Raw genomic sequence first — 23597 nt, 5'->3', positions numbered from 1 at the left:
CGGCCTCGGTGTCGGCGTCCACGACCGCGGCGGTGTACGGACCGGACACCGCGCGCACCTCGGTGCGCAGCGGGGACAGCCCGGCGAGGTGACCGGCGACGCGTTCGGCGAGCGGGGCGCCGCCGGCCCGGCCGGTCTCGCCCCCGAGGACGACACACCCGGGGTCGAGTACGGCACAGACCGCCGCCACGCCGAGGGCGACCCGCGCGGCCAGCGCGTCGAGGAACGCGGTGGCGCCGCCGGCCACGGCGGCCCGTACGAAGGCCTCGGCGGGCGGGGAATCCGTCTCCGGCGTGCAGGTCCCGGGCGTGCCGGTCCCGGGCGTGCCGGTCTCCCCCACTCCGTGCTCCGCCGCCAGGCCGTGTTCCGCCGCCAGGGCGCAGACCGCGGCGGAACCGGCCAGCGAGTGGAAGCCGCCGGAGCAGCCGCTCGCGGAGGGCAGCGCCCCGGTGCCAGGGACGGGCAGGAAGCCGATCTCGCCGGTGCCGCCCGAGGCGCCGCGGCGCAGGGTGCCGTCCAGGACGACGGCGGCGCCGGTGCCGTGGCCGAGCCAGAGGAGGACGAAGGTGTCGCGGTCGCGGGCCGCGCCGTCGCGCTGTTCGGCGACGGCGGCGAGATTGACCTCGTTCTCCAGCAGGACCGCCGCGGTCTTCCGGTCGCGGAGCGCGCCGACCAGCGCGGCGTGCCAGGGCGGGAGCCACCCACTGCCGCCGAACCTGCCGGTGGCGGGGTCGACGAGGCCGGGAGCGCCGACGGCGATGGTGTGCGGGGCGCCGGCGCCCGCCACGCCGAGGGTGCTGTCGATGGCGGCGAGGGCGGTGGCGACGGCGCTGTCGGGCGTGTCGCCGGGCCCGATGGGGACGGTGCGTTCGGCGCGTACCCGGCCCAGGAGGTCGGCGACCGCGAGGGTGACGCTGTGGGTGCGCAGATCGAGGCCGACGAGATGGGCGCGGTCGGCGACGATCCCGTAGAGCCGGGCGTTCGGGCCGCGCCGCTGGGCTCCGCTCTCCCCGACCACCGCGATCAGCCCGGCCTCCTGGAGGCGTTCGACCAGATCCGCCACGGTCGGGCGGGACAGACCGGTCAGTGATTTGAGCTGACCAGCCGTCAAAGGCCCTTCGGACTGGAGGAGTTGAAGAGCCAGCCGGTCGTTGATCCGCCGTGCGGTGGCCGGGGAGGCGGTCCGGCCGGCGGCCGCCGTGCGCGATGCATGCATGGCCGGATTCTTTCACCCCCTTCGGGCCGTATCCTTATTAACAGGCAGGCTTCCTGATAGTTTACGCACATGGTCGGCACCGGCGTCCCCGACGCCCCCACCCCCCTGTCCGAGAACGGGCTGCGCCGCGCACGTTGGGCCGTCGCCCTCGTCTTCCTCGTCCATGGCTCGGTCACCGGCAATTTCGCCACCCGCATCCCCTGGATCCAGGACCACACCGGCATCGCCCCCGGCCTGCTCGGCCTGGCCCTCGCGTTCCCCGCCATCGGCGCCTCCCTCGCCATGCCGCTGGCCGGCCGGGTCAGCCACCGCCTCGGCGCCCGCACCGCCCTGCGCGTCCTGCTCGCCCTGTGGACCCTCGCCCTGCTCCTGCCCGCCCTCTCCCCCAGCCTGTACGTGCTGTGCCCGGCGCTGCTGATCTACGGCGCGACCTCGGGCATGTCGGACGTCGCGATGAACGCGCTGGGCGTGGAGACCGAGGACCGGCTCGGCCGGCCGATCATGTCGGGGCTGCACGGCATGTGGAGCGCGGGCGCGCTGCTGGGTTCGGCGGCCGGCACCGTCGCCGCGCACGCCGGGACGGACGCCCGCCTCCATCTGGGCGGCGCCGCCCTGGTGTTGACGCTCCTCGGCGCCGTCGCCTGCCAGGGCGTACTGGATCTGCGCAGCGCCCCCGAGGAGCATCCGCCGCCCCGCTTCGCACTCCCGCCCAGGTCGGCGCTGATCATCGGGGCCATAGGCTTCTGCGCGGTCTTCGCGGAGGGCGCGAGCCTGGACTGGTCGGCGGTCTACCTCCGGGACGAACTGGGCACCGACGCGGGCCTGGCGGCCGCGTCGACCACGGCGTTCGCCTGCACCATGGCCGCGGCCCGGCTGGCCGGCGACAAGGTGGTGGCCCGCTTCGGGGCGGTGCGCACGGTACGCGGCGGCGGGATCCTGGCGACCGCCGGCGGCCTGCTGATCATGACGGCCCGGCATCCGGCGGTGGCGATGGCAGGCTTCGCCCTGATGGGCCTCGGCATCGCCGTCGTCGTCCCGCTCGCCTTCGCCGCCGCCGGCCGCAGCGGCCCGGCCCCCAGCCAGGCCATCGCGGGCGTCGCCACCATCATGTACACCTCCGGCCTGATCGCCCCGTCCGCGATCGGCGGGATCGCCCAGGCAACCTCACTGACGGTGTCGTTCGCTCTGGTCACGGCGTTGACGATGGGGTTGGTGGCGGGGGCGCGGGTGCTGGGGGTGCCGGGGCGTGCCGCCGGTAAACGGATGGCAGCACCGGCCGGCGATCTGGAACGCTCCTAGGCGGCGCCGTCAACGTCCCGTCCTCGCCCTGGAGCCCTTATGACCACCGCAGCCGAGCCCCGCCGCTTCCCACCCGAGCCGGTGCGGAACGTCGAGGTCTTCCACGTTTGCCAGACCTCGTGCGGCGGCCCGTTCGCGATCCTGACTCTGGACTTCGCGCCGCTGCCGGAGGACGAGTGCGCACCCGTCGTCTTCGACTGGCCGGTGCGCGACCGGCAGCAGAACCGGGACCTGAGCTACAACGGGCGCTACCCGCGGGAGTGGCTGCCGGACGACCTGGCGCAGGCACTCGAGGAGGGCGTCCGGGCGGCCCTCGACGCACTGCCGGCGGACATACGGCCGGCGGTCCGGTGCACGGTCACCAAGGCTCGCTGGCATGAAGCGGACTCCCACGAGAGGGGGTTCAGGGAGGCCGGCGCCATGGCCGTGCAGAGAGCCCTGCAACGCTGCGGCCTGGGCGACCGGGCCACGGGGAACGAGCCGAACGGGCGCCCCACGGCGACCCCACCGGTCTGAAACGTCCACGACCGGCGCGGTGACGACCATGCCGACGACCGCCTCCGGAGCCCCTGTGACCGCCCATCCCGCACAGCCGATCCGCCGCTTCCCGCCGCACCCGGTGCGGGACGTCCTCATCAGGAACGTCCGCCAGAACTCCTGTCCGGGCAAGTTCGCGATCGTCACGCTGGACTTCGCGCCGCTACCCGACGACGAGTCGGCACCGGCCGTCTTCGACTGGCCGGTGCGCGCCCGACCGGAGATCCGGCGCCGCATCCGTGCCTGGCCCGACGACCAGGAGTGGCTCGGCATTCTGGAGCGGTCACTGGAACAGGGCGTCCGTAACGCCCTCGACGCGCTCCCGGCCACCATCCGGCCGGCCGTCCGGTGCACGGTCACCGAACTCCACTGGCACGAAGTGGACTCCAACGAGTGGGCGTTCGTGAGGGCCGGCGAGATGGCCGTGGCGGAGGCTCTGCGCCGCTGCGGCATGTGACCCGGCGGCGCGGCACCCCGCTCAGGCCGCCGCCTCGGCCTCAGCCTCCGCCGCCTCCGGCCGCCGCAGCCCGTCCGCTATCGTCCGCGCCCGGTCCGACCACGGAGTGGGCCGCATCGTCGAGAAGTCCACGCGGACCAGGACCCGGTGTCCCTCGGCGTAGGTCTCGGTGCCGTCGGCCGAGCAGACCCGGAAGCCGTAGGTCAGGCCCGTACGGCCGAGGCGTTCGACCCACAGGTGCGCGGCGTAGCGGCCGGCGCTGGTGATGGGGCGCTCATAGGCCAGCCGCATCTCCTTGATGACGTTGCACATGTCACCCGCGGCGGCCCAGTCGCCGTCGAAGCCGAAGCCCCGGGCGTGCCAGTACTCGCCCCAGGCCCGCTCGACCAGCAGCGGGTAGCGGGAGTTGTGGAGCATGCCGAGCGCGTCGAGGTCGTCGAAGTGGACGGTGACGGGGACCAGTTGGCCGTACGGGACGGCGTGCGGGCCGGGGCCGGCGGTCTGGAGGGGTTCGACGCTCACGGGTGGTGCTCCTGGGTTCTTGCGCGGTAGGGCGTGACGTGGGTCGTCACATACGCGAGCCATCGTAAGCGGCCGCTTAGAATGCTTTGGCCGCCGGGGATGCGAAACTGCCCTGTCCTCACCGTTGGAAGAAGTGGAGCAGTCATGGGCCTCGGCGTGCGCTGGACCGTGCATGGTGACGGGCGCAATCCGGCCCCGGGAGCCGTGGTCAGGCCGGATGAGCGGCTGTCGTGGCCGCGGACCGCGGGCCTGGGTGCGCAGCATGTGGTGGCCATGTTCGGCGCGAGCTTTGTCGCACCCGTTCTGATGGGGCTTGACCCGAATCTCGCCATCATGATGTCCGGTGTCGCGACGGTCATCTTCCTGCTCGCTACGCGCGGCCGGGTGCCCTCCTACCTGGGCTGTTCCCTGTCGTTCGTCGGGGTCGCCGCCGTCATCCGGGCGCAGGGCGGCACCAGTGCGACGGTTACCGGGGCGGTCCTGGTCGTCGGCGTTGCCCTGTTCCTGGTGGGCCTGGCGGTCCAGCGGTTCGGGGCGCGGATCATCCATGCCGCGATGCCTCCGGTGGTCACCGGTGCGGTGGTGATGCTGATCGGCTTCAATCTGGCGCCGGTGACGGCGAGTACGTACTGGCCGCAGGATCAATGGGTGGCGCTGCTGACCATGCTGGTCACCGGGCTCGCCGTGGTCTGTCTGCGCGGCTTCTTGTCCCGGATCGCGATTTTCCTGGGCCTGGTCTTCGGCTATGCCGTGTCCTGGGTCTTCGACCGGATCTTCGGAATGATCCACTCCGTCAACGGCGCCGGGAAGGTCACCGACCACTGGCGGCTCGACTTCTCCGCCGTCGGCACAGCCGACTGGATCGGCCTGCCGTCCTTCCACGGACCCACCTTCCAGTGGTCGGCGATCCTGGTGGCGCTGCCCGTCGTGATCGCCCTGGTCGCGGAGAACGCCGGGCACGTCAAGGCCGTCGGCGAGATAACCGGCGACCCGCTGGACGACGAGCTGGGCACCGCGATCTCCGCGGACGGCGCCGCCTCGGTGCTCTCCACCGCGGTCGGCGGCCCGCCCAACACCACGTACTCCGAGAACATCGGCGTCATGGCGGCCACCCGGGTCTACTCCACCGCGGCCTACTGGGCGGCGGCCGGCTTCGCCCTGCTCTTCGGCCTGTGCCCGAAGTTCGGCGCGGTGGTGGCCGCGATCCCCGGCGGCGTACTGGGCGGCATCACCGTCATTCTCTACGGCATGATCGGCCTGCTCGGCGCCCAGATCTGGCTGCACAACAAGGTGGATCTGCGCAACCCGCTCCACCTCGTACCGGCCTCCGCGGGCATCATCATCGGCGTCGGCGGCGTCAGCCTGCACATCAGCGACAACTTCGAACTCGGCGGTATCGCGCTCGGCACGATCGTGGTGCTCACCGGCTATCACGTACTGCGCGCCCTGGCGCCCGCGCATCTCAAGGCGCCGCAGCCGCCGCTGCTGGACGAGGGCACCTCGTCGTACGACGAGGGGGCGGGCGAGGAAGGGACGGCCGGGGAGCCGGGCGAAGAGACCGACGGGGAGACCGGCGGGGAGACGGGGCCGGGGTCCCGCTGAGGGGGCGGGCGCGCAGGCCCGCTTCAGGTCGGCGTTCCGGGCGCCGTCGAACCGCGGCTCGGCAGCGCGCTCCACGCCGGCCTGAAGCGGGTCCGCGGGCGCCGCTCCGGCCGTCGGCGCTCTGTGAAGCTCAGCCGAAAAGCACAAGAGGGCGCACCAGTCATTACCCCGATCAGGTCATCGGTACACGGCAAAGGCCGCATTTCGGAGGGCTGCTGCCACGCTGAACGGATGACGACAACTCAGCAGCGGGGAACCCCGCCGGGATCCGTGGCAACGGCAGATGTCGGTGAGGTGCTGGCGCGGATGCGGGCCCTGGAAGCGGCGCTGCCCGCCGAGGACGGGGTGGCCGTCTTCAACCGGGTCTATCTGACCGTCACCGAGGCGGTGGCGCGGCGCATCGGGGACGGCGCGTTCGCGGATCCGGCGGCCGCCGGCGAGCTGGATGTCCGCTTCGCCCGGCGCTACTTCGCCGCCGTGGACGCCGCGGCCGCGGGCCTGCGCCCGCCCGCCTGCTGGCGCCCGCTCATCCAGCTGCGCCGCCATCCCGGCGTCCACCCCCTGCAGTTCGCACTGGCCGGGATCAATGCGCACATCGGCCACGACCTGGCGCTGGCGGTGATCGACACCTGCCGGTCGCTGGAGTGCGAACCGCCTGCCCTGGAAGGCGACTTCGACCGCATCGGCGTCGTCCTGACCGGTCTCGAGGAGCGGATCCGGGAGAGCCTGATGCCCGGCCCCGATCTGCTGGACATCGCCGATCCGCTCACCCATCTCGCCGGTTCCTGGAGCCTGGAGATGGCCCGGGACGCCGCCTGGGCCGCGGCCCGGATGCTGTGGGGCGCGCGCCGGCTGCCCGAGGTGGCCGAGGAGTTCGCCGAGCGGCTGGACGCGAGCGTGGGGCTGGTGGGGCGGTGTCTGCTGACACCGCTCAACTAGGGACGCGCCCTGGGGGCGGTACGTCGCGGCCGACCGCGCCGCCGGGCTGTTCGCCCGGATCCGCGCGGCCGGCCTCGTAGGACGGACTCTGTACGTCGGGCCCTGGGGCCCTGGGTCAGTCCTCGGGGAGCTCGACGGGCGCGATCTCGTCGTAGACGTCGCCGGGGCCCGGGTTGGCCCCGTCGGTGGCGCCGCCGAAGTGGTGCATCACGCCCCACACCGCGTTCAGCGCGGTCTGTACGGCGCCTTCGGCCCAGCCCGCCGTCCAGGAGATGTCGTCGCCGGCCAGGAAGATGCCGCGCTTGTCCTCGGGCAGCCGGTCCTGCATGAAGTGGGTGAACAGGCGGCGCTGGTAGCGGTAGTGACCGGGGAGGTTGGCCTTGAACGCGCCCATGAAGTAGGGCTCGTTCTCCCAGGAGACGGTGACCGGGTTGCCGATGATGTGCCCGCGGATGTCGACGTTCGGATAGATCTCCGACAGCGACTTGAGCATGACCTCCATGCGCTCGTTGGCGTTCAGCGGCAGCCACTTGAGGCTGTCGTCGCACCAGGTGTACGAGAGGCAGATGACGGCGGGCTCGTCCGGGCCGTTGTCCAGGAGGTACGTACCGCGGGTCATCCGGTCCGTCAGCGTCATCGACATGACGTCCCGGCCCGTGACCTCGTCCTTGTCCAGCCAGAACGGCCGGTCGACCGGGACGAAGAGCTTGGAGGACTCCATGTAGTGGGTGCGCTCCATCGCCGTCCAGTGGTCGATGGGGAACAGCGCATCGTCGCAGGCGATCTTGCTGAGCAGCATCCAGGACTGCGCGGTGAAGACGGCGGCCTCGTAGGTGCGGATGTCGCCGGCCGCGTCGGTCACCGTGACGCGGTTGCCCGCGGTGCGGTGCAGCCGGGTCACGGCCGGGCGCGGGGCGCCGCCGTGCAGCGTCGCGAGCGAGGTGCCCTGCGCCCAGTGGACGATCTTCTCCGGCTCGCGCTCCCACAGGCGCAGCGGGAGCTGCTGGCTGCCGCCGACGATGCCGCGGTGGTGGTCGTCGGCCTCGGTGTAGACGACCCGCAGGATCTCCAGGATGGAGTTGGGGAAGTCGGTGTCCCAGCCGCCGGTGCCGAAGCCGACCTGGCCGAAGATCTCGCGGTGGCGGAAGGACTTGAAGGCCTGGGAGTCGCAGAGGAAGCCGTAGAAGGTCTGGTTGTCGAGCTTCTCGACGAGCCGGGACCAGATCTCGCGGATCCGCGGGACGTCCCGCTCGCGCAGCGCGCGGTTCATGTCGGAGAAGTCCGCGCCCTCCTCCAGGCAGGCGTTCCAGGCGCCCATGACCTGGTGGTAGACCTCGGGGAGGTCCTCCACGGTGTGGGCGTAGTGCGACTCGCCCTTGAGGTCGACGACGGTGGAGGGGGTGTCGGGGGCCAGCGGGTTGGGGAACGGCCTGGTCGTCAGGCCCACCAGGTCGATGTAGTGCTGCAGCGCCGTCGAGGACGGCGGGAAGCGCATCGCGCCCATCTCGGCGGTCAGGCCGGCGGCCTCGGACGGGGTGCCCTCGAAGCCGACGGTCCGCAGCCGGCCGCCTATCTGGTCCGCCTCGTAGACGACGGGCTTGAGGCCCATCTTCATCAGCTCGTACGCCGTGATGATGCCGGAGAGGCCGCCGCCGATGACCGCGACCTCCTTGCCGTGCTCGGTGGCGGGGACCTGGCCGAGGCCCGCGGGGTGCGCGAGGAAGTCGTCGTAGGCGTACGGGAAGTCCGGGCCGAACATGGTGATCGGCGGCTGGGCATCCGCGTGGTGGGCGGCGGTGGGCACCGTGGACGTCATCGGGGGCGGACTCCTTGCAGGCAGGGCAGGTCGGCGGGGCAGGCCGTGCGGGCCGGCCCGGGGCGGGGCAGGGTTCTGGGGCGGCCGGGTGGGCGGTGGGCCCGGTCGGCCGGGTGGGGGTCAGGCGGGGTCAAGCGGGTTCAGGCGGAGGCCAGGCGGGGGGGAGATCACGTCAGCGGGCCGTAGAGCTCCGGCCTCCGGTCGTGCAGATACGGGTTGTGCTCCCGCGATTCCTTCAGAAAGGCGGTGTCGACTTCGGCGCGCACCAGCTGCTCGCCGCGGCCGGCGCGGGCGCGCACCACGCCGTCCGGCCCCGCCAGGCAGCTGAGCCCGACGAACTCGAACTCGCCCTCCTCGCCGACCCGGTTGACGTACGCGACATACATCTGGTTCTCGAAGGCGCGCACCGGGATGACGGATTCGGGAACGAACTGGAAGGGGTGCATCTGGGCGGTGGGCACCAGCAGCAGATCCGTGCCGGCCAGCGCATGCGCCCGGACGTTCTCGGGGAACTCGACGTCGTAGCAGATGATCACGCCGATCCGGACGCCGGCCAGCTCGGCCTGGACGACCGGCTGCTGCCCCGGGGTGAACCACTCGTGCTCGAAGCAGCCGAAGAGGTGCGTCTTGCGGTAGTTCGCAAGGTGGCTGCCATCGGAGCCGATCAGCTGCGCGGAGTTGTAGACGGCGTCGCTGTCGGGCTCGTCCTGGGCGGCGCGCTCCGGGTATCCGTAGAGAACGGCGATGCCGTGCTCGGCGGCGATCCGGCCGATCGTCCGGGCGCTCTCGCCGTCGGCGGGCTCGGCGAGGCGGTGGATGCCGTCGCCGATGGCGTAGCCGGTGAGGAACAGCTCGGGGCAGACGAGCAGTCCGGCTCCGGTGGCGGCGGCCGTGCGGGCCGCGTCCTCCAGGATCTGCAGATTGTGCGCGACATCGCCGGGCCGTCCCGAACTCTGGAGCAGGGCGGTGTGCAGGGACGGCATGGGACCCCTCGGGCAGGACGGTGCGGGCGGGACGCATTGACGGTACGGGCCGTCGGCGATCCGGGACAAGGCGCCACCGTTGCGCGTCGGCGAGGCATTCGTTGCGCGTTCAAGGGGCTCCGCGGCGATTTGTTGCGCCCGGGCGTTCACGCAGGTCGGACGGGGGCTTCACCCCGTGGCGTGCAGCCTGGGGTACTCCGCGCGCGGAGCGGGTGGGCCCTGGGTTCCACCGCGCGGCGGAAGCATGGTCACCCCGCGGCGCGGCACGCCGGTACGGCCAAGGACCCGAGCCTCACCGGCTGTCATGCCGTGGAAGGTGAAGCACTGACCGTCGCGCTCATCTCGCACCGGCGGTTGCCTTGATCACCTCCCGGACGAGTCCGCGCAGCCAGATGTGGCCGGCGTCGGCGTCCTGACGCGGGTGCCAGGCCATGGCCATGGTCATCGGCGGCAGGTCGAGCGGGATCGGCAGGGTGCGCAGCCCCAGTCCGCGGACCGTCGAAGCCGCGGTCACCTCGTTGGCCATGCCGACCGCATCGCTGTCCCGGACCATCAGCAGCGAGGCGGCAAAGGTGGGGACCGTGGCGATCACCTTGCGGCGCAGCCCCAGCTCGGCGAGGGCTGCGTCGATGGGGCCGGTCAGCCGGCCGCGACGGGAGAAGTTGATGTGCGGGGCATCGGCGTAGCGGCGCGCGGTGACCTTCGCCGTGGTGAGCGGGTGCCCCTCGCGCACCACCGCGATGCCGCGCTCCGCATACAGCTCCTCGGTACGGATCTCCGGCTCGCGACTGTCGACGACGCCGAGCTCCAGGTCCGTGGCGCCGTCGCGCAGCGAAGGAACGTCACTGTGGCTCTCGCCGAGGAAGCGCAGCACCACCTGCGGCGCCTCCCGGGCGACGCGGGCGACCAGCTGCGGGCCGACGGCGGTGACGAAGAGATCGTTGGCACTGATCGTGAACACCCGGACCAGCTCTGCCGGGTCGGTGGGTTCGGCGGGGGCCAGCACCCCCTGGGCCGCCTCCACCAGCCGCCGCACCTCGGCCCGGATCTCCAGGGCGCGCGGGGTGGGCACCATATGGCGGCCGGCGCGCACCAGGACGGGGTCGCCGACCGTCCGGCGGATCCGGCCGAGGGCGCGGCTCATGGCGGGCCCGGAGAGCCCGAGCCGGTCGGCGGCCGCGGTCACACTCTCTTCTTCCAGCAGCGCATTCAGGGCCGTCAGCAGGTTGAGGTCGACATTTGCGTTTCGCGCAACCATCACATGCACACCTTGCATTGGAGATCAACTGAGCGGCACTCTAGCGTCCCCGCCATGACCTCAACCGTTTCCCCGTCCACGCCAGTTGGAGCCGCCGTCCGGCGGCGCTCGACGGCGGCCGCGATGTGCGCCTGTGTGCTCGTCGCGCAGTCACTCGTCGCCGCGATGAACCTCGCGATACCCAAGATCGCCGCCGGCGGTCTGCACCCCTCCCCCGCCCAGCTCCTGTGGATCGTCGACATCTATGTGCTGGTCTTCGCCGGGCTGCTGGTCCCGGCCGGTGCGCTCGGCGACCGCTTCGGCCGCAAGGGCGTCCTGCTGACCGGTCTCGGCGTCTTCGCCCTGGGAGCGCTCCTGAGTGCGCTCGCCCCCACCCTCCCGGTCCTGCTGGCGGGCCGCGCGATATCGGGTGCGGGCGCCGCGCTGACCGTCCCGGCCACCATGTCCCTGCTGCTGCACGCCACCCCGCCCGACCGGAAGGCCGGTGCGGTCGCCGCCTGGAGCGCAGCCCTCGGCATCGGCGGGATGGCGGGTAACGCCGGCGGCGCGCTGATCCTTCAATACCTGCCCTGGCAGGGCCTGTTCTGGGCGTATGTCCCGCTGGGTCTTGGCTTGCTGTGGTGGGTGGCGGGCGCCGCGCCCCGGGTGCCGCGGCAGACCGCGGCGCTGGATCTGCCGGGTTCGGCGCTGCTGGTCCTGGGGGCGGCCGCCCTGCTCTTCGGCGTCATCGAGGGACCGGGGCTGGGCTGGGCCTCGCTCCCGGTGACCGGCGCCTTCGCCCTGGCCGTGGTGGTGTTCACCCTCTTCGTACGGCACGGACTGCGGACCGCGCACCCGGTGCTGGACCCCCGCCTGTTCCGCCTGCCGCGGCTGCGCGCCGGAGCCGCGGGCCTGGCCGTCACCTTCTTCGGGATGTTCTCCCTCTTCTACGTCAACGCCCAGTTCCTGCAGTACGTGAAGGGCTACTCGCCCCTCCAGACCGGCTGTGCGATCGTGCCGCTGGCCTTCGGGATGATGGCGGTGACCCGCTACGGCATGCGCAGCGCACACCGGTTCGGCGAGGCCCGGACGTGCGGCGCCGGGCTGGCCCTGATAGCCGTCGGCCTGCTGCTGCTCTCCACCGCGACCGCCCGCACGCCGTACGTGCTCTACCTGCCCTTCCTCCTGGTGATGTCCGCCGGTGCGGGCCTGGCGATGCCCACGCTCTCGCATGCCGTCGTGACGTCCGTACCGGCCCGGCAGGCCGGTATGGGCTCCGGACTCCAGGGCGCGGCAAGGGAGTTGGGCGCGGCGCTGGGCATCGCCGTCATCGGTACCGTCCTGTCCGTCCGCTTCACCTCGGCCACCGGGCACGGCACCGCCGAGGCCACCGCCTTCACCGACGCCACGGCGCTGGGCTATCGCCTCGCGGCGGGCGTGGTGCTGGTCGTGGGGGCGGCGGTGGCGTACGGCCTGCGGACCGGGAAGCAGGCGGGCGCGGGCCGGGAACGGACCGGCCCGTGACGGCGTCGTAGTGATCATGGATGGCACGACCGAACGGCTTGCCGAACAGGTAATAGAGAGCTGGCCCGCCTTCCACCGGGCCACCGCGAGCGCCGAGTGCGATGCGGCCGTACTCGACTGTGCCGCCCGGCTCGCCGCCGATCCGGGCGGGGAGCACGCCTGTCTGTGGGTGTACGGGCTGGCGGAGATGGCGGGGTACCTCACCGGCCGGCCGGGGGCCGCGGCCGAGGTCGGGCAGCGCGCCGTCGACGCGCTGCTCGCCGCCCACCACGCCCTGAGCGGCCTGCCCTGTGAGCACGAAACGCACCCGTACGAACAGGACCTGGAACGTATGGAGGACGACGACATCTGGTACGAGGTCCCCGATGTGCTGCTCCTGAGCAACGGCGAGGCGGAGGACGAGGAGTGGCACAAGGAGGCCCCCAAGGAGCTCTATCTGTGCCCGCGCAATGTCGCCGCGTATGCGCATGTCACGGCGGACATCATCGCCCCGGGCAGCGTACCGGTCACCGGCCGGGAGGACGGGTGCGCCCTCTCGGACCTGCTGCCCGGCGACCAGCGCGACACCCTGCGGCACCTTTCCCAGACCCTCAACGACTATCCGACCGGGAGCCCGGACGACGATCTCCTCGGTGCGGCGCTCGTCCCCGGCCACCTCACCAAGGGGGTGCGGGCCGGCTACCTCGTCACCCTGTGCGTGTGCAGCTGGTACGCGGTCTCCGGGCGCATCCAGGAGCAGTCCGTCCTCGACGAGATGATCCAAGGGGTGGAGACCGTACTGCAGGGGATTGCGGACGAGCCCTGCACCCACAAGGGCGGCGAACACCCCAGCCTCGGTGGCGATCCCGACAGGGATGACGGCCCCGACGTGGACATCGAGAGCGGCACGGCTCTGCGCAGCCCCGGCGGGCGGGCAGACCTCCAACGGTCGCACGCGGCCGGCTTCGGCCCGTCGCTGGAGGCGTGGACGTGCCCGGCCTTCCTGCGGGCACTGGCCAAGGAGACGCTGGACACCCTGGCGGAGGGCCCCGGAGACCCGTGCCCCTGGTAGGACACCCGTCCTTGACCTCAAGTCCACTTGAGGCAGCAGGATCGCCCGCCATGGACACCGAAACGCAGACCGCACCACACAGCGAAGGACAAGCCGGTGCGGACCTGGAGGCGATGCAGCGACAGCTCCGGCGCCTCACCGACCGCGCCGAGATCACCGACCTCCTGGACCGCTGCCTCCGGTCGCTGGACGAGGGGCGGTTCGACGAGGAATGGGCCCGCGCCTTGCACACCGAGGACGTCACCGCCGAGATGCCGGTCGGGACGGTGCACGGCCGCGATGCCGTGCCGGCGCGGGTACGGCGCGGGATGGCCCTGTTCGACCGGACCGTGCATCTGGGCACCAACGCCGTCATCGAGAGCGACGGCGACCGGGCCACCGCCCGCGGCGCCCAGCTCAGCACGCACGTCCTGGCGGACGGCGCGGAGGGTGCCGGGGACCTCTTCATCTCCGCGGGCCACGCCGACAGCGAGCTGGTGCGGACCCCGGACGGCTGGCGGATCGCGGCCACGTCGCTGCGCATCGTAGGGACCCGGGGCACACCGCCCCGGCTTCCGGAGAACCCTGGCGGCCTGAGCGGGGAATACCACCCCGCCCCCACCCGTTGTGGCCCCGCAGGGGGCGCTCGCATCCCCTAGGAGATCCGTTCGCCCACCCCCTAAGGGCCGCCCGCCCCTCAGGGCCGCCCGCCCCTAAGTCGGCGCCCCCGACCCGAACCTCCGCAGCAGCGGGGAGAGCACCAGCACGGACTTCGTCCGCTCCACGAACGGCTCGCCCGCTATCCGTTCCAGCACCCGCTCGAAGTGCCGCATATCGGCGGCGAAGACCTGGACGATGGCGTCCGCCTCACCGGTGACGGTGGAGGCGGACGCCACTTCCGGGTAGCGCGACAGACCGCGGTGGATCGCCTCGGGCGAGGTGTTGCGGCTGCAGTAGAGCTCGATGAACCCCTCGGTCTCCCAGCCGAGCGCGGCCGGATCGACCCGTACGGTGAATCCGGTGATGGCGCCGTCGGCCCGCAGCCGGTCCACCCGGCGCTTGACGGCCGGGGCGGAGAGCCCGACCTCCTGGCCGATGTCGGCATAGCTGCGGCGGGCGTCCTCGGCGAGGGCGTGGACGATGCGTTCGTCGAGATCGTTCAGTCGCACTGCGGGTGGATCACTTTTCTGCTGTGGCCAATCGGGAGCGGCGCATGCCGTATCCGAAGTAGACCACAAGGCCGACGGCCATCCAGACCCCGAAGACCACCCAGGTCACGGCGTCGAGGCTGCCCATCATGTAGACGCAGAGAAGGAAGCCGATCGCGGGGAACAGGGGCGAGAGCGGCGTACGGAAGGTGCGCGGCATATCCGGGCGCTTGTAGCGCAGCACCACGACGGCCACATTGACCAGCGCGAACGCGAAGAGCGTGCCGATGCTGGTGGCGTCGGCCAGCTGGCCCAGCGGGATCGCCGCGGCGAGCACTCCGCAGAACAGCGAGACGATCACGGTGTTGGCCCGGGGTGCGCCGCTCTTGGCGTGCACCTTGGAGAACACCTTGGGCACCAGGCCGTCCCGGGACATCGCGAAGAGGATGCGGGTCTGGCCGTACAGGACGGTCAGGACGACGCTCGCGATGGCGATGACCGCGCCGAAGGCGAGCAGCACGGCCCAGAAGTTCTGTCCGGAGACGTCCTTCATGATCCCGGCCAGGGCGGCTTCCGAGCCCTGGAACTTCTTCCAGGGCATCGCACCGACCGCGATGGCCGCGACCAGGCAGTACAGCGCGGTGACGATGATCAGCGAGAGCATGATCGCGCGCGGCAGGTCGCGCTGCGGGTTCTTGGCCTCCTCGCCGGCCGTCGAAGCGGCGTCGAAGCCGATGTAGGAGAAGAACAGGGTGGCACCCGCGGCGCTGACGCCGGTCATGCCCAGCGGCATGAAGTCGGCGTAGTTGCCCGAGCGCACGCCCTGCAGGGCGACGCCGCAGAACAGCAGCAGCGCGACGATCTTGACAGCCACCATGATGGTGTTGGCGCGGGCGCTCTCCTTGGCCCCGCCCAGCAGGAAGACCATGGCCAGCATCACGACCAGCAGGGCCGGGAGGTTGAAGATGCCGCCGTCACCGGGCGGCTGGGACAGCGCGTCGGGGATGGTGAACCCGAAGGTGCCGCCGAGGAACTCGTTCAGATACTGGCCCCAGCCGACGGCGACGGCCGCGACCGAGACGCCGTACTCCAGGATCAGGCACCAGCCGCAGATCCAGGCGACCAGCTCGCCGAGGGTGGCGTAGGCGTAGGAGTACGACGACCCCGAGACCGGGATGGTGCCGGCCAGCTCCGCGTAGGACAGCGCGGAGAACAGGGCGGTGATACCGGCGATGACGAACGAGATGATGACCGCGGGTCCGGCGTCCGGGACGGCCTCGCCGAGGACGACGAAGATGCCGGTGCCCAGTGTGGCGCCGATGCTGATCATGGTCAGCTGCCACATGCCCATCGAGCGGCGGAGCGTGCCGCCCTCTCCCTGGCCGCCCTCGGCCACCAGCCGTTCGACGGGCTTGCGCCGCATCAGCCGGGTGCCGAGACCGCCCTGGGCGGGTGGTCGGGGGTCGCTGGCCCCTGCGGGCGGGGCTGCGCCGTGCTCCAACACTGGGGTGGCTCCTTTATCGCTGCCGGTCGGATGGCGGAATCCGGTGCGGATTCCGTTGACGGTTCCGATGACGGGGTCCGGAGGGCGCGCCCACTGTGGTGGGCCCTCACGGAGACGGATGGCAGCGACCGACGGCGGTCCGTGCGCGGGCATGCCGAAGCAACCCACACAAAGGGGAGACCGCCGAGCAGGCGGCCTCCGCCACTCCACGTACCGCGGTGAACCTTACGGCCCCGCGCTGACCTGCCGTAATGCGGGTTCCTTGCGCAATGGCGAACGATCGTTGCGCACCGGCGGGGCGGACGGTGGTTCGTTGCGCGAAGGCGTCCAAAATCACCGTGAAGCCCGGGAGGCGGCCCGGCCCGGAAACGCGAGCGGCCCCGCACCGGTCGGTGCGGGGCCGCTCGATCAGGCTCTAGCTCCAGCTGTCGTGGAGCGGCTTGCCCTCCGCGTAACCCGCGGCGCTCTGCACGCCGACCACGGCCTTCTCGGCGAACTCCTCCAGGGAGCCCGCGCCCGCGTAGGTGCAGGAGCTGCGGACGCCCGCGATGATCGAGTCGATCAGGTCCTCGACGCCGGGGCGTGCCTGGTCGATGAACATCCGTGAGGTGGAGATCCCCTCCTCGAACAGACCCTTGCGGGCCCGGTCGTAGGACGACTCCTCGCTCGTCCGCCGCTGCACCGCACGCGCGGAGGCCATGCCGAAGCTCTCCTTGTACGGACGGCCGTCGGCGGTGTGCTGGAGGTCGCCGGGCGACTCCAGCGTGCCGGCGAACCAGGAGCCGATCATGACGTTGGACGCGCCCGCGGCCAGCGCCATCGCGACATCGCGGGGGTGGCGCACGCCGCCGTCGGCCCAGACGTGCTTGCCGTACTTCTTGGCCTCGGCGGCGCACTCGAGCACCGCGGAGAACTGCGGCCGGCCCACGCCGGTCATCATCCGGGTGGTGCACATGGCGCCCGGCCCGACGCCGACCTTGATGATGTCCGCGCCGGCCTCGATCAGGTCCCGGACGCCCTCGGCGGCGACGATGTTGCCCGCCACGATCGGCACCTGCGGGTCCAGGGCACGCACGGCCTTGACGGCGCTGATCATGCCCTCCTGGTGGCCGTGCGCGGTGTCCACCACGAGCGTGTCCACACCGGCGTCCAGCAGCGCCTTGGCCTTGCCCGCCACATCGCCGTTGATGCCGACGGCGGCGGCGATCCGCAGCTTGCCGTTGGCGTCGGTGGCGGGGGTGTAGAGGGTGGCGCGCAGCGCGCCCTTACGGGTCAGGATGCCGACGAGCAGGCCGTCCGCGTCGACCGCGGGGGCGAGCTTGCGGTTGGCGGCGTCGAGGCGGTTGAAGGCCTCCCGCGGGTCGATGTCGGCGTCCAGGACCAGCAGGTCCCTGGACATGACCTCGGACACCTGGGTGAAGCGGTCCACCCCGGCCAGGTCGTGCTCGGTGACGACGCCGATCGGACGGCCGCTCTCGACGACGATGCCCGCGCCGTGCGCCCGCTTGGGCAGCAGCGACAGCGCGTCCGCGACGGTCGAGACCGGGGACAGCACGATCGGGGTGTCCAGGACGAGGTGCCGGCGCTTGACCCAGGTCACGACCTCGGTGACGACATCGTGCGGGATGTCCTGGGGGATGACGACCAGGCCACCGCGGCGGGCGACGGTCTCGGCCATCCGGCGGCCGGCGATCGCCGTCATGTTGGCGACGACCAGAGGAATGGTGGTGCCGGTCCCGTCGGGCGCGGACAGATCCACACCCTGCCGGGAACCCACCGCGGAGCGGCTGGGCACCATGAACACATCGTCGTACGTCAGGTCGTACGGCGGCTTGGCATCGTTCAGGAAACGCATACTGGCTCTCTCACCTGCGGTTTTACGTCTGGGCCGGTGGGGAGTCAGCACCGAACCGAACCCCGGGTCAGGCTGCGGCTCCTAGGACATCATCTCTCATCCACACCGGAACAGGCGAACCGGTGTTCCCTTTGGTGTACTCGAACAAACGCCCCTGGGCGTTCCTACGAGCCGCGTCGCGCCGCCCCGCGCGCCATGATCACGGCGAGCCCGGTGTCCGTTCCGCGCCAGTATCCGACCGCGTCCGCGAGCACGCCCTCGACGACGCTCCAGTCGTCCGGTGCGGCCGACGCGTACCCCTGCCACCCCGTGAGGACCAGCAGCCGGCCGCCCTCGGCGGGGCACCAGGACAGATCGGTGAGGCAGTCGGCGAGCGCGTCCCAGTTCCGGCCGAACCAGTGCGGCAGCCGCAGCGAGCGGGCGCACCGCTCCATGAACTCCGCCTTGTCCACGGTCCCTTCGAGATCGAGGGTGGCACCGCTCCATCCGGCGTCCCGGGCGGCGGCCAGCGCATCCGCCACCGACCGGTCCGCGGGCCAGGACAACACCCCCGCAGGCGTGGTGCCGTCGAGCACGGCCGCCAGCGGCCGGGGCACAGAACCCGTCATCGGAGCACCGCCTGACTGCATCCCCCGGGGGCCGCCGCCCGGCGCCCCGGCCGCATCCCCGCGCCGCCGCCATCGCCATCGGCGCCGCCGGCCACACCCTCCGCGAACCTCATCGCAACACCGCCTTGAACGTCCGGTAGTGATCGTCGGTGTAGTACGTCTCGTGGCCCTCGCCGGTGACGAGGCGGCGGGCGCCGCGGTCCGGTGAGCCCGGCGTGGGGACCGTGTACTCGTGGTAGTAGCCGCGCGGGTGGGCGGGCAGCAGCCGCTCGCGATTGCCGAAGACGGTGCCGTCCTGGGCGTACGGGAAGGGCCCGCCGGCATCGATGAGCCGGAGCGTGTCGCGCGCCTGCGGGGGCAGCATGCCCGCGGGGAGGAGGGTCATGCCCTTGGCCCAGCCGGGTACGCGGGGCGAGCCGGGGACGCCGGACACGGTCGGCGGTGAACTCGCCTTCTGGCCCGCGCCCGTGGAACATCCGGTGAGCACCAGCAGCAGCCCGGCGAGCAGCGCGCCGATGAGGGCGGCGGCCCGGCGCGGGGCGGAGTGGATCACCATGGCGCCGATGCTGTCACAGCCGCGCCCGCGCTGCCCGCCGGTGAACGCGGCGGCACACAGGCGGGCGGCGGCTGAATCAGGGGCCGTGAGGCCCCGTCAGGCCCCCATCAGGCCCCGTCGGGGTCCGCCCGGTCGAGGGCGGGTCGCGGCCCGGGGCCGGTCTCCAGGAGCAGGTGGTCGGCGGCGGCGGTATCCGTCACCAGGCTGGTCACCAGGCCGGAGCGCAGCACCGCGCCGATTGCCGCGGCCTTGCGCCGGCCGCCCGCGATCGCCACGACCTCGGGGATCCGGCGCAGCCGGTCCCCCTCGACCGTGATGCAGCGTTCGCCCAGGTCACGGCCGATACGGCGGCCCTCGGAGTCGAAGAGATGCGCGGACATCTCGGCGGCCGCACCCAGCGAGGCGTAGTGCTCCCGCTCGTCCTCGGACAGCATGTCGTAGACCGTCGAGACGCCCGGCTCCCAGGAGCCGATGGAGACACAGGCGACGGTGACCTTGTCGAAGTACTCGAAGGCGCGGGCGATCCCGGTCTGGCCGCGCAGTGCGGCGGCGGTGGCCGAGTCGGGCAGCAGCATCGGCGCATAGATCGGGTGTGCCTCGCCGCCGGAGACATCGGCCGCGCGGCGGACCGCCTCGACCGAGCCGCGGTCCGCGGTGCCCGCGTCGTAGACGCCGGTCAGCTGGACGACGGTGCACGGCGGGAGCCGGTGCAGCGCGGCCGCCATGTGGATGGTCGACCGGCCCCAGGCCAGGCCCAGCACATCGCCCTCGGCGACCAGCTCGCCCAGCAGGTCGGCCGCCACCTCGCCGAGGTTCTCGGGGTCCGCGGCGTCCTCGGACGCGTCCGCGGGCGACTCGACGACGACCGCGTGCCGCAGGCCGTAGCGGGCCCGCAGGGCGTCGGAGCGTTCGGCGTCGAGTTCGGAGGGCACCCGGATCTCGATCCGTACGAGATCGCGCTCGAGCGCCGTCTCCAGCACCCGCGCGACCTTGAACCGGCTGACGCCGAACTCATCGGCGATCTGGATCTTGGACTTGCCCTCAAGATAGAAGCGGCGGGCCATCGCCGCCGCCTGCACCAGCTCGGCGGGGCCCATTCCGGACTGTGGGCGGCTGGCTACCACGAAATTCTCCCCTTTTGCGCATCTGATCGAGTCTTTGCTCATCCTTTCAGAAACATGAGGTGTACGGGGACCATGACCACCTCGACGGCCGTGAACGCTCGGTTGCGACTCGGACAACCGACGGCACGGCCGTCATCACCGGAGGCGGCCCGCCCCGTGCACCCCGTCCGGCTCAGTGCGCGCAGCCCCAGCTCGCCGCCGTCGCCGCGTCGGCCTTCGCCCGCAGATCCCGCACCGCCTTGGCCGGATCGTCCGCGCCGTAGACGGCCGAACCCGCCACGAACACATCGGCGCCGGCCTCCGCACACCGCTCGATGGTGGCGTCCGAGACCCCGCCGTCCACCTGGAGCCACAGCTCCAGACCGTGCTTCGAGATCAGCTCACGGGTGCGGCGGATCTTCGGCAGCATGATGTCCAGGAACGCCTGGCCGCCGAAGCCCGGCTCCACGGTCATGATCAGCAGCATGTCGAGCTCGGGGAGCAGATCCTCGTACGGCTCGATCGGCGTGGCCGGCTTCAGCGCCATCGAGGCCCGCGCCCCCTTGGCCCGGATCTCCCGCGCCAGCCGTACGGGCGCCGCCGCGGCCTCCGCGTGGAAGGTCACCGATCCGGCCCCGGCCTCGATGTACTGCGGCGCCCAGCGGTCCGGGTCCTCGATCATCAGATGCAGATCGAGCGGGGTGTCCGTCGCCTTGCTCAGCGACTCGACGACCGGCACACCGAGCGTGAGGTTCGGGACGAAGTGGTTGTCCATGACGTCGACATGGAGCCAGTCGGCGCCCTCGACGGCCTTCGCCTCCTCGGCAAGGCGGGCGAAGTCTGCGGACAGGATGCTGGGGTTGATCAAGGCCATGTCACCAGTATGGCGTGCGGCCCGCGGGCCGACGGAGGGGGGCGACCGTCACCGCAGGTCGACCGCCCTGTAGCTACGCAACCGCCCCGGCCGGGGACACCGGCCGGGGCGGCATGTGCGTGCGGCGGCTGCCTCAGACGAGGGTTGCCAGCGCCTGGTTCAAGGTCTGCGACGGACGCATGACCGCCGAGGCCTTGGCGACCTCGGGCCGGTAGTAGCCGCCGATGTCGGCCGGCGAGCCCTGCACCGCAATCAGCTCGTCGACGATGGTCTGCTCCTGCTCGGCCAGCGTCTTGGCCAGGGCCGCGAACGCCTGAGCGAGCTGGGTGTCGTCGGTCTGCTTGGCCAGCTCCTGCGCCCAGTACAGCGCAAGGTAGAAGTGGCTGCCGCGGTTGTCGATGCCACCGAGGCGGCGGCTGGGCGACTTGTCGTTCTCCAGGAACGTGGCCGTCGCGCGGTCGAGGGTGTCGGCGAGCACCTGGGCGCGCGCATTGCCCGTGGTCTGCGCGAGGTGCTCGAAGCTGACCCCCAGCGCGAGGAACTCGCCCAGGCTGTCCCAGCGCAGGTAGTTCTCCTTGACCAGCTGCTGGACGTGCTTGGGCGCGGAGCCGCCGGCACCGGTCTCGAACAGCCCGCCGCCGTTCATCAGCGGCACGACGGAGAGCATCTTGGCGCTGGTGCCCAGCTCCAGGATCGGGAACAGGTCCGTCAGGTAGTCACGCAGCACATTGCCGGTGACCGAGATCGTGTTCTCGCCGCGGCGGATGCGCTCGAGCGAGAACGTGATCGCGTCGACGGGCGACATGATCTCGATCTGCAGGCCCTCGGTGTCGTGCTCCGGCAGGTACTGCTTGACCTTGGCGATCAGGGCGGCGTCGTGCGCCCGGCCCTCGTCCAGCCAGAACACGGCCGGGTCGCCGGTCGCGCGGGCGCGGGTGACGGCGAGCTTGACCCAGTCCTGGATCGGCGCGTCCTTGGTCTGGCACATCCGGAACACATCGCCGGCGCCGACGACCTGCTCCAGCACGGCGTGACCGGCCTCGTCGACGACCCGCACGGTACCCGTGGCGGGGATCTCGAAGGTCTTGTCGTGGCTGCCGTACTCCTCGGCCTTCTGCGCCATCAGACCGACGTTCGGCACCGAGCCCATGGTCGACGGGTCGTACGCGCCGTTCGCGCGGCAGTCGTCGATGACGACCTGGTAGATGCCGGCGTAGCAGCTGTCGGGGATGACCGCCAGGGTGTCGGCCTCCTCGCCGTCCGGGCCCCACATGTGGCCGGACGTACGGATCATGGCCGGCATCGAGGCATCGACGATGACATCGCTCGGCACGTGCAGGTTGGTGATGCCGCGGTCGGAGTCGACCATCGCCAGCTCCGGGCCCTCGGCCAGCTCGGCCTCGAAGGACGCCTTGATCGCCGCGCCCTCGGGCAGCGACTCCAGGCCCTTGAGGATGCCGCCCAGACCGTCGTTCGGGGTCAGCCCGGCCGCGGCGAGCGCCGCACCGTGCTCGGCGAAGGTGTTCGGGAAGAAGGCCCGTACGACGTGCCCGAAGATGATCGGGTCCGAGACCTTCATCATCGTGGCCTTGAGGTGTACGGAGAACAGCACGCCATCGGCCTTGGCGCGGGCGACCTGCGCCGTGAGGAACTCCCGCAGCGCCCCGACGCGCATGACGGACGCGTCCACGACCTCGCCCGCCAGGACCGGCACCGACTCGCGCAGCACGGTGGTGCTGCCGTCGTCCCCGTGCAGCTCGATGCGCAGCGAGCCGGCCTCACCGATCACCGCGGACTTCTCGGTGGAGCGGAAGTCGTCAACGCCCATGGTCGCGACGTTCGTCTTCGACTCGGGCGTCCAGGCACCCATCCGGTGCGGGTGCGCCTTGGCGTAGTTCTTCACCGCGGCCGCGGCACGGCGGTCCGAATTGCCCTCGCGCAGCACCGGGTTGACGGCGCTGCCCTTGACCTTGTCGTAGCGCGCACGGACGTCCTTTTCCTCGTCGGTCTTCGGGTCGTCCGGGTAGTCCGGCAGCGCGTAGCCCTGCTTCTGCAGCTCGGCGACGGCCGCCTTCAGCTGCGGGATCGACGCCGAGATGTTCGGCAGCTTGATGATGTTCGCGCCGGGCGTCTTGGCCAGCTCACCGAGCTCGGCGAGCGCGTCCTCGATGCGCTGCCCCTCCTCAAGGTGCTCGGGGAAGCCGGCGATGATCCGCCCGGCCAGGGAGATGTCGCGGGTCTCCACCGTGACACCGGCCGTCGATGCGTATGCCTGGATCACAGGCAGGAACGAATACGTCGCCAGGGCCGGAGCCTCGTCAGTGTGCGTATAGATGATGGTCGAGTCAGTCACCGGGTGCTCCGCTCCAGGTCTCTCCACGTCTCCAACATTGCTCGACATCAAGATATCTCGTGATCGGGTACCTCTCGACAGGGGCCCGCGTCCCGGCCCGCATCCCCGGACGCCGGCACGCCCAAGTCGCCCATGTCCTCCCGAAGGCGCCGCCGTGCCGCATCCAGCCGTGCGCCGTAGTCAGCGGCGAAGATTTCGGGCAGCGCCTTGTCCAGCGTCCCGGCGATGCGGTGGATCGGAGCCCATACGGCCGGGTCGTCGACCATCCGGTCGAGGTCGGTCATCTGCACCCGCTCCAGCCAGTCCGAGAGGACCAGCGCCTCGTCCGGGGTGAGCCGGATCGTGATCTGCGAATTCTCCACGGGCAGAACCTAGAGGACGCAGCCCGGCGGCCCGGCACGTCGTGCCGGGCCCCCCGGGGCGGAGAAGGGCCG

The 23597-nt window shown here is 71.7% G+C and carries 22 protein-coding genes; 8 read left to right on the top strand and 14 right to left on the bottom strand.

Going from position 1 to position 23597, the window contains the following annotated elements; all coding sequences use genetic code 11:
- Nucleotides 1–1216, bottom strand: a 1216-nt coding sequence (locus tag AB0D04_RS36800; RefSeq protein ID WP_362711764.1) for an ROK family transcriptional regulator, incomplete at its 3' end; no start/stop codon positions are given.
- Between the two features lie 69 nt (nt 1217–1285).
- On the opposite strand from AB0D04_RS36800, the gene AB0D04_RS36795 reads away from it, so the two are divergent.
- The 3 genes from AB0D04_RS36795 to AB0D04_RS36785 are packed head-to-tail and all read left to right on the top strand — an operon-like array spanning nt 1286 to nt 3509.
- Nucleotides 1286–2515, top strand: coding sequence for an MFS transporter (locus tag AB0D04_RS36795; RefSeq protein ID WP_362711763.1), 1230 nt, complete (start codon nt 1286–1288; stop codon nt 2513–2515).
- 39 nt (nt 2516–2554) lie between these two features.
- Nucleotides 2555–3031: a hypothetical protein gene (locus AB0D04_RS36790; protein ID WP_362711762.1), complete on the top strand. Its 477-nt coding sequence runs from the start codon at nt 2555–2557 to the stop codon at nt 3029–3031.
- Nucleotides 3032–3059: 28 nt separating this feature from the next.
- Entirely contained in the window at nt 3060–3509 is a 450-nt protein-coding gene (locus AB0D04_RS36785) for a hypothetical protein (RefSeq protein ID WP_362711761.1), read from the top strand.
- Between the two features lie 21 nt (nt 3510–3530).
- Here AB0D04_RS36785 and AB0D04_RS36780 read toward each other — a convergent pair whose 3' ends face one another.
- Nucleotides 3531–4031 carry a hotdog domain-containing protein gene (locus tag AB0D04_RS36780; RefSeq protein WP_362711760.1) on the bottom strand — a complete coding sequence of 167 codons (501 nt, stop codon included), beginning with the start codon at nt 4029–4031 and terminating at the stop codon, nt 3531–3533.
- Between the two features lie 144 nt (nt 4032–4175).
- Here AB0D04_RS36780 and AB0D04_RS36775 point away from each other — a divergent pair, with 144 nt between their 5' ends.
- Both AB0D04_RS36775 and AB0D04_RS36770 read left to right on the top strand, forming a co-directional pair.
- Entirely contained in the window at nt 4176–5633 is a 1458-nt protein-coding gene (locus AB0D04_RS36775) for a solute carrier family 23 protein (RefSeq protein ID WP_362711759.1), read from the top strand.
- Nucleotides 5634–5864: 231 nt separating this feature from the next.
- Entirely contained in the window at nt 5865–6572 is a 708-nt protein-coding gene (locus AB0D04_RS36770; RefSeq protein WP_362711758.1) for a DUF5995 family protein, read from the top strand.
- Nucleotides 6573–6687: 115 nt separating this feature from the next.
- On the opposite strand, the gene AB0D04_RS36765 is transcribed toward AB0D04_RS36770, so the two are convergent.
- From AB0D04_RS36765 to AB0D04_RS36755, 3 genes are all read right to left on the bottom strand, one after another.
- Nucleotides 6688–8388 carry an NAD(P)/FAD-dependent oxidoreductase gene (locus AB0D04_RS36765; RefSeq protein ID WP_362711757.1) on the bottom strand — a complete coding sequence of 567 codons (1701 nt, stop codon included), beginning with the start codon at nt 8386–8388 and terminating at the stop codon, nt 6688–6690.
- 167 nt (nt 8389–8555) lie between these two features.
- A complete protein-coding gene (locus AB0D04_RS36760; RefSeq protein WP_362711756.1) occupies nt 8556–9371 on the bottom strand; it encodes a carbon-nitrogen hydrolase family protein in 816 nt (271 codons plus the stop codon).
- A 337-nt stretch (nt 9372–9708) separates the two neighbouring features.
- On the bottom strand, nt 9709–10629 hold the full coding sequence (locus AB0D04_RS36755) for a LysR family transcriptional regulator (RefSeq protein WP_362711755.1): 921 nt from the start codon (nt 10627–10629) through the stop codon (nt 9709–9711).
- A 54-nt stretch (nt 10630–10683) separates the two neighbouring features.
- Here AB0D04_RS36755 and AB0D04_RS36750 point away from each other — a divergent pair, with 54 nt between their 5' ends.
- The 3 genes from AB0D04_RS36750 to AB0D04_RS36740 are packed head-to-tail and all read left to right on the top strand — an operon-like array spanning nt 10684 to nt 13821.
- On the top strand, nt 10684–12132 hold the full coding sequence (locus AB0D04_RS36750; protein ID WP_362711754.1) for an MFS transporter: 1449 nt from the start codon (nt 10684–10686) through the stop codon (nt 12130–12132).
- Between the two features lie 16 nt (nt 12133–12148).
- Nucleotides 12149–13183, top strand: a complete 1035-nt coding sequence (locus tag AB0D04_RS36745; RefSeq protein WP_362711753.1) for a hypothetical protein — start codon at nt 12149–12151, stop codon at nt 13181–13183.
- Between the two features lie 50 nt (nt 13184–13233).
- Entirely contained in the window at nt 13234–13821 is a 588-nt protein-coding gene (locus AB0D04_RS36740; RefSeq protein ID WP_362711752.1) for a nuclear transport factor 2 family protein, read from the top strand.
- Nucleotides 13822–13875: 54 nt separating this feature from the next.
- Here AB0D04_RS36740 and AB0D04_RS36735 read toward each other — a convergent pair whose 3' ends face one another.
- From AB0D04_RS36735 to AB0D04_RS36695, 9 genes are all read right to left on the bottom strand, one after another.
- On the bottom strand, nt 13876–14331 hold the full coding sequence (locus AB0D04_RS36735; RefSeq protein WP_362711751.1) for an Lrp/AsnC family transcriptional regulator: 456 nt from the start codon (nt 14329–14331) through the stop codon (nt 13876–13878).
- Between the two features lie 10 nt (nt 14332–14341).
- Nucleotides 14342–15814, bottom strand: coding sequence for an amino acid permease (locus AB0D04_RS36730; protein ID WP_362711750.1), 1473 nt, complete (start codon nt 15812–15814; stop codon nt 14342–14344).
- A gap of 415 nt (nt 15815–16229) precedes the next feature.
- Nucleotides 16230–17669 carry a GuaB1 family IMP dehydrogenase-related protein gene (locus tag AB0D04_RS36725; RefSeq protein WP_362711749.1) on the bottom strand — a complete coding sequence of 480 codons (1440 nt, stop codon included), beginning with the start codon at nt 17667–17669 and terminating at the stop codon, nt 16230–16232.
- 164 nt (nt 17670–17833) lie between these two features.
- Nucleotides 17834–18277 carry a barstar family protein gene (locus AB0D04_RS36720; protein ID WP_362711748.1) on the bottom strand — a complete coding sequence of 148 codons (444 nt, stop codon included), beginning with the start codon at nt 18275–18277 and terminating at the stop codon, nt 17834–17836.
- A gap of 109 nt (nt 18278–18386) precedes the next feature.
- A complete protein-coding gene (locus tag AB0D04_RS36715) occupies nt 18387–18833 on the bottom strand; it encodes a ribonuclease domain-containing protein (RefSeq protein WP_362711747.1) in 447 nt (148 codons plus the stop codon).
- Between the two features lie 107 nt (nt 18834–18940).
- A complete protein-coding gene (locus AB0D04_RS36710; protein ID WP_362711765.1) occupies nt 18941–19930 on the bottom strand; it encodes a sugar-binding domain-containing protein in 990 nt (329 codons plus the stop codon).
- A 199-nt stretch (nt 19931–20129) separates the two neighbouring features.
- Nucleotides 20130–20810, bottom strand: coding sequence for a ribulose-phosphate 3-epimerase (rpe, locus tag AB0D04_RS36705; RefSeq protein WP_362711746.1), 681 nt, complete (start codon nt 20808–20810; stop codon nt 20130–20132).
- Nucleotides 20811–20943: 133 nt separating this feature from the next.
- Entirely contained in the window at nt 20944–23163 is a 2220-nt protein-coding gene (locus AB0D04_RS36700; protein ID WP_362711745.1) for an NADP-dependent isocitrate dehydrogenase, read from the bottom strand.
- A gap of 47 nt (nt 23164–23210) precedes the next feature.
- The gene (locus AB0D04_RS36695) at nt 23211–23525 is read right to left on the bottom strand and encodes a hypothetical protein (RefSeq protein ID WP_362711744.1); all 315 of its coding nucleotides are present in this window, start codon (nt 23523–23525) and stop codon (nt 23211–23213) included.
- Nucleotides 23526–23597: the final 72 nt, after the last annotated feature.

Origin of the sequence: Streptomyces sp. NPDC048483 (assembly GCF_040651455.1) — a bacterium.
Taxonomy (GTDB): Bacteria; Actinomycetota; Actinomycetes; order Streptomycetales; family Streptomycetaceae; genus Streptomyces.
This window is presented reverse-complemented; position numbering and strand designations above follow the sequence as displayed.

Bases quoted from the DNA above. Each gene is read 5' to 3' on its own strand.
- AB0D04_RS36795 (WP_362711763.1), top strand. From the start codon at position 1,286: ATGGTCGGCACCGGCGTCCCCGACGCCCCCACCCCCCTGTCCGAGAAC.
- AB0D04_RS36790 (WP_362711762.1), top strand. From the start codon at position 2,555: ATGACCACCGCAGCCGAGCCCCGCCGCTTCCCACCCGAGCCGGTGCGG.
- AB0D04_RS36785 (WP_362711761.1), top strand. From the start codon at position 3,060: ATGCCGACGACCGCCTCCGGAGCCCCTGTGACCGCCCATCCCGCACAG.
- AB0D04_RS36775 (WP_362711759.1), top strand. From the start codon at position 4,176: ATGGGCCTCGGCGTGCGCTGGACCGTGCATGGTGACGGGCGCAATCCG.
- AB0D04_RS36770 (WP_362711758.1), top strand. From the start codon at position 5,865: ATGACGACAACTCAGCAGCGGGGAACCCCGCCGGGATCCGTGGCAACG.
- AB0D04_RS36765 (WP_362711757.1), bottom strand. From the start codon at position 8,388: ATGACGTCCACGGTGCCCACCGCCGCCCACCACGCGGATGCCCAGCCG.
- AB0D04_RS36760 (WP_362711756.1), bottom strand. From the start codon at position 9,371: ATGCCGTCCCTGCACACCGCCCTGCTCCAGAGTTCGGGACGGCCCGGC.
- AB0D04_RS36755 (WP_362711755.1), bottom strand. From the start codon at position 10,629: ATGGTTGCGCGAAACGCAAATGTCGACCTCAACCTGCTGACGGCCCTG.
- AB0D04_RS36750 (WP_362711754.1), top strand. From the start codon at position 10,684: ATGACCTCAACCGTTTCCCCGTCCACGCCAGTTGGAGCCGCCGTCCGG.
- AB0D04_RS36745 (WP_362711753.1), top strand. From the start codon at position 12,149: ATGGATGGCACGACCGAACGGCTTGCCGAACAGGTAATAGAGAGCTGG.
- AB0D04_RS36740 (WP_362711752.1), top strand. From the start codon at position 13,234: ATGGACACCGAAACGCAGACCGCACCACACAGCGAAGGACAAGCCGGT.
- AB0D04_RS36725 (WP_362711749.1), bottom strand. From the start codon at position 17,669: ATGCGTTTCCTGAACGATGCCAAGCCGCCGTACGACCTGACGTACGAC.
- AB0D04_RS36720 (WP_362711748.1), bottom strand. From the start codon at position 18,277: ATGACGGGTTCTGTGCCCCGGCCGCTGGCGGCCGTGCTCGACGGCACC.
- AB0D04_RS36715 (WP_362711747.1), bottom strand. From the start codon at position 18,833: ATGGTGATCCACTCCGCCCCGCGCCGGGCCGCCGCCCTCATCGGCGCG.
- AB0D04_RS36710 (WP_362711765.1), bottom strand. From the start codon at position 19,930: ATGGGCCCCGCCGAGCTGGTGCAGGCGGCGGCGATGGCCCGCCGCTTC.
- rpe (WP_362711746.1), bottom strand. From the start codon at position 20,810: ATGGCCTTGATCAACCCCAGCATCCTGTCCGCAGACTTCGCCCGCCTT.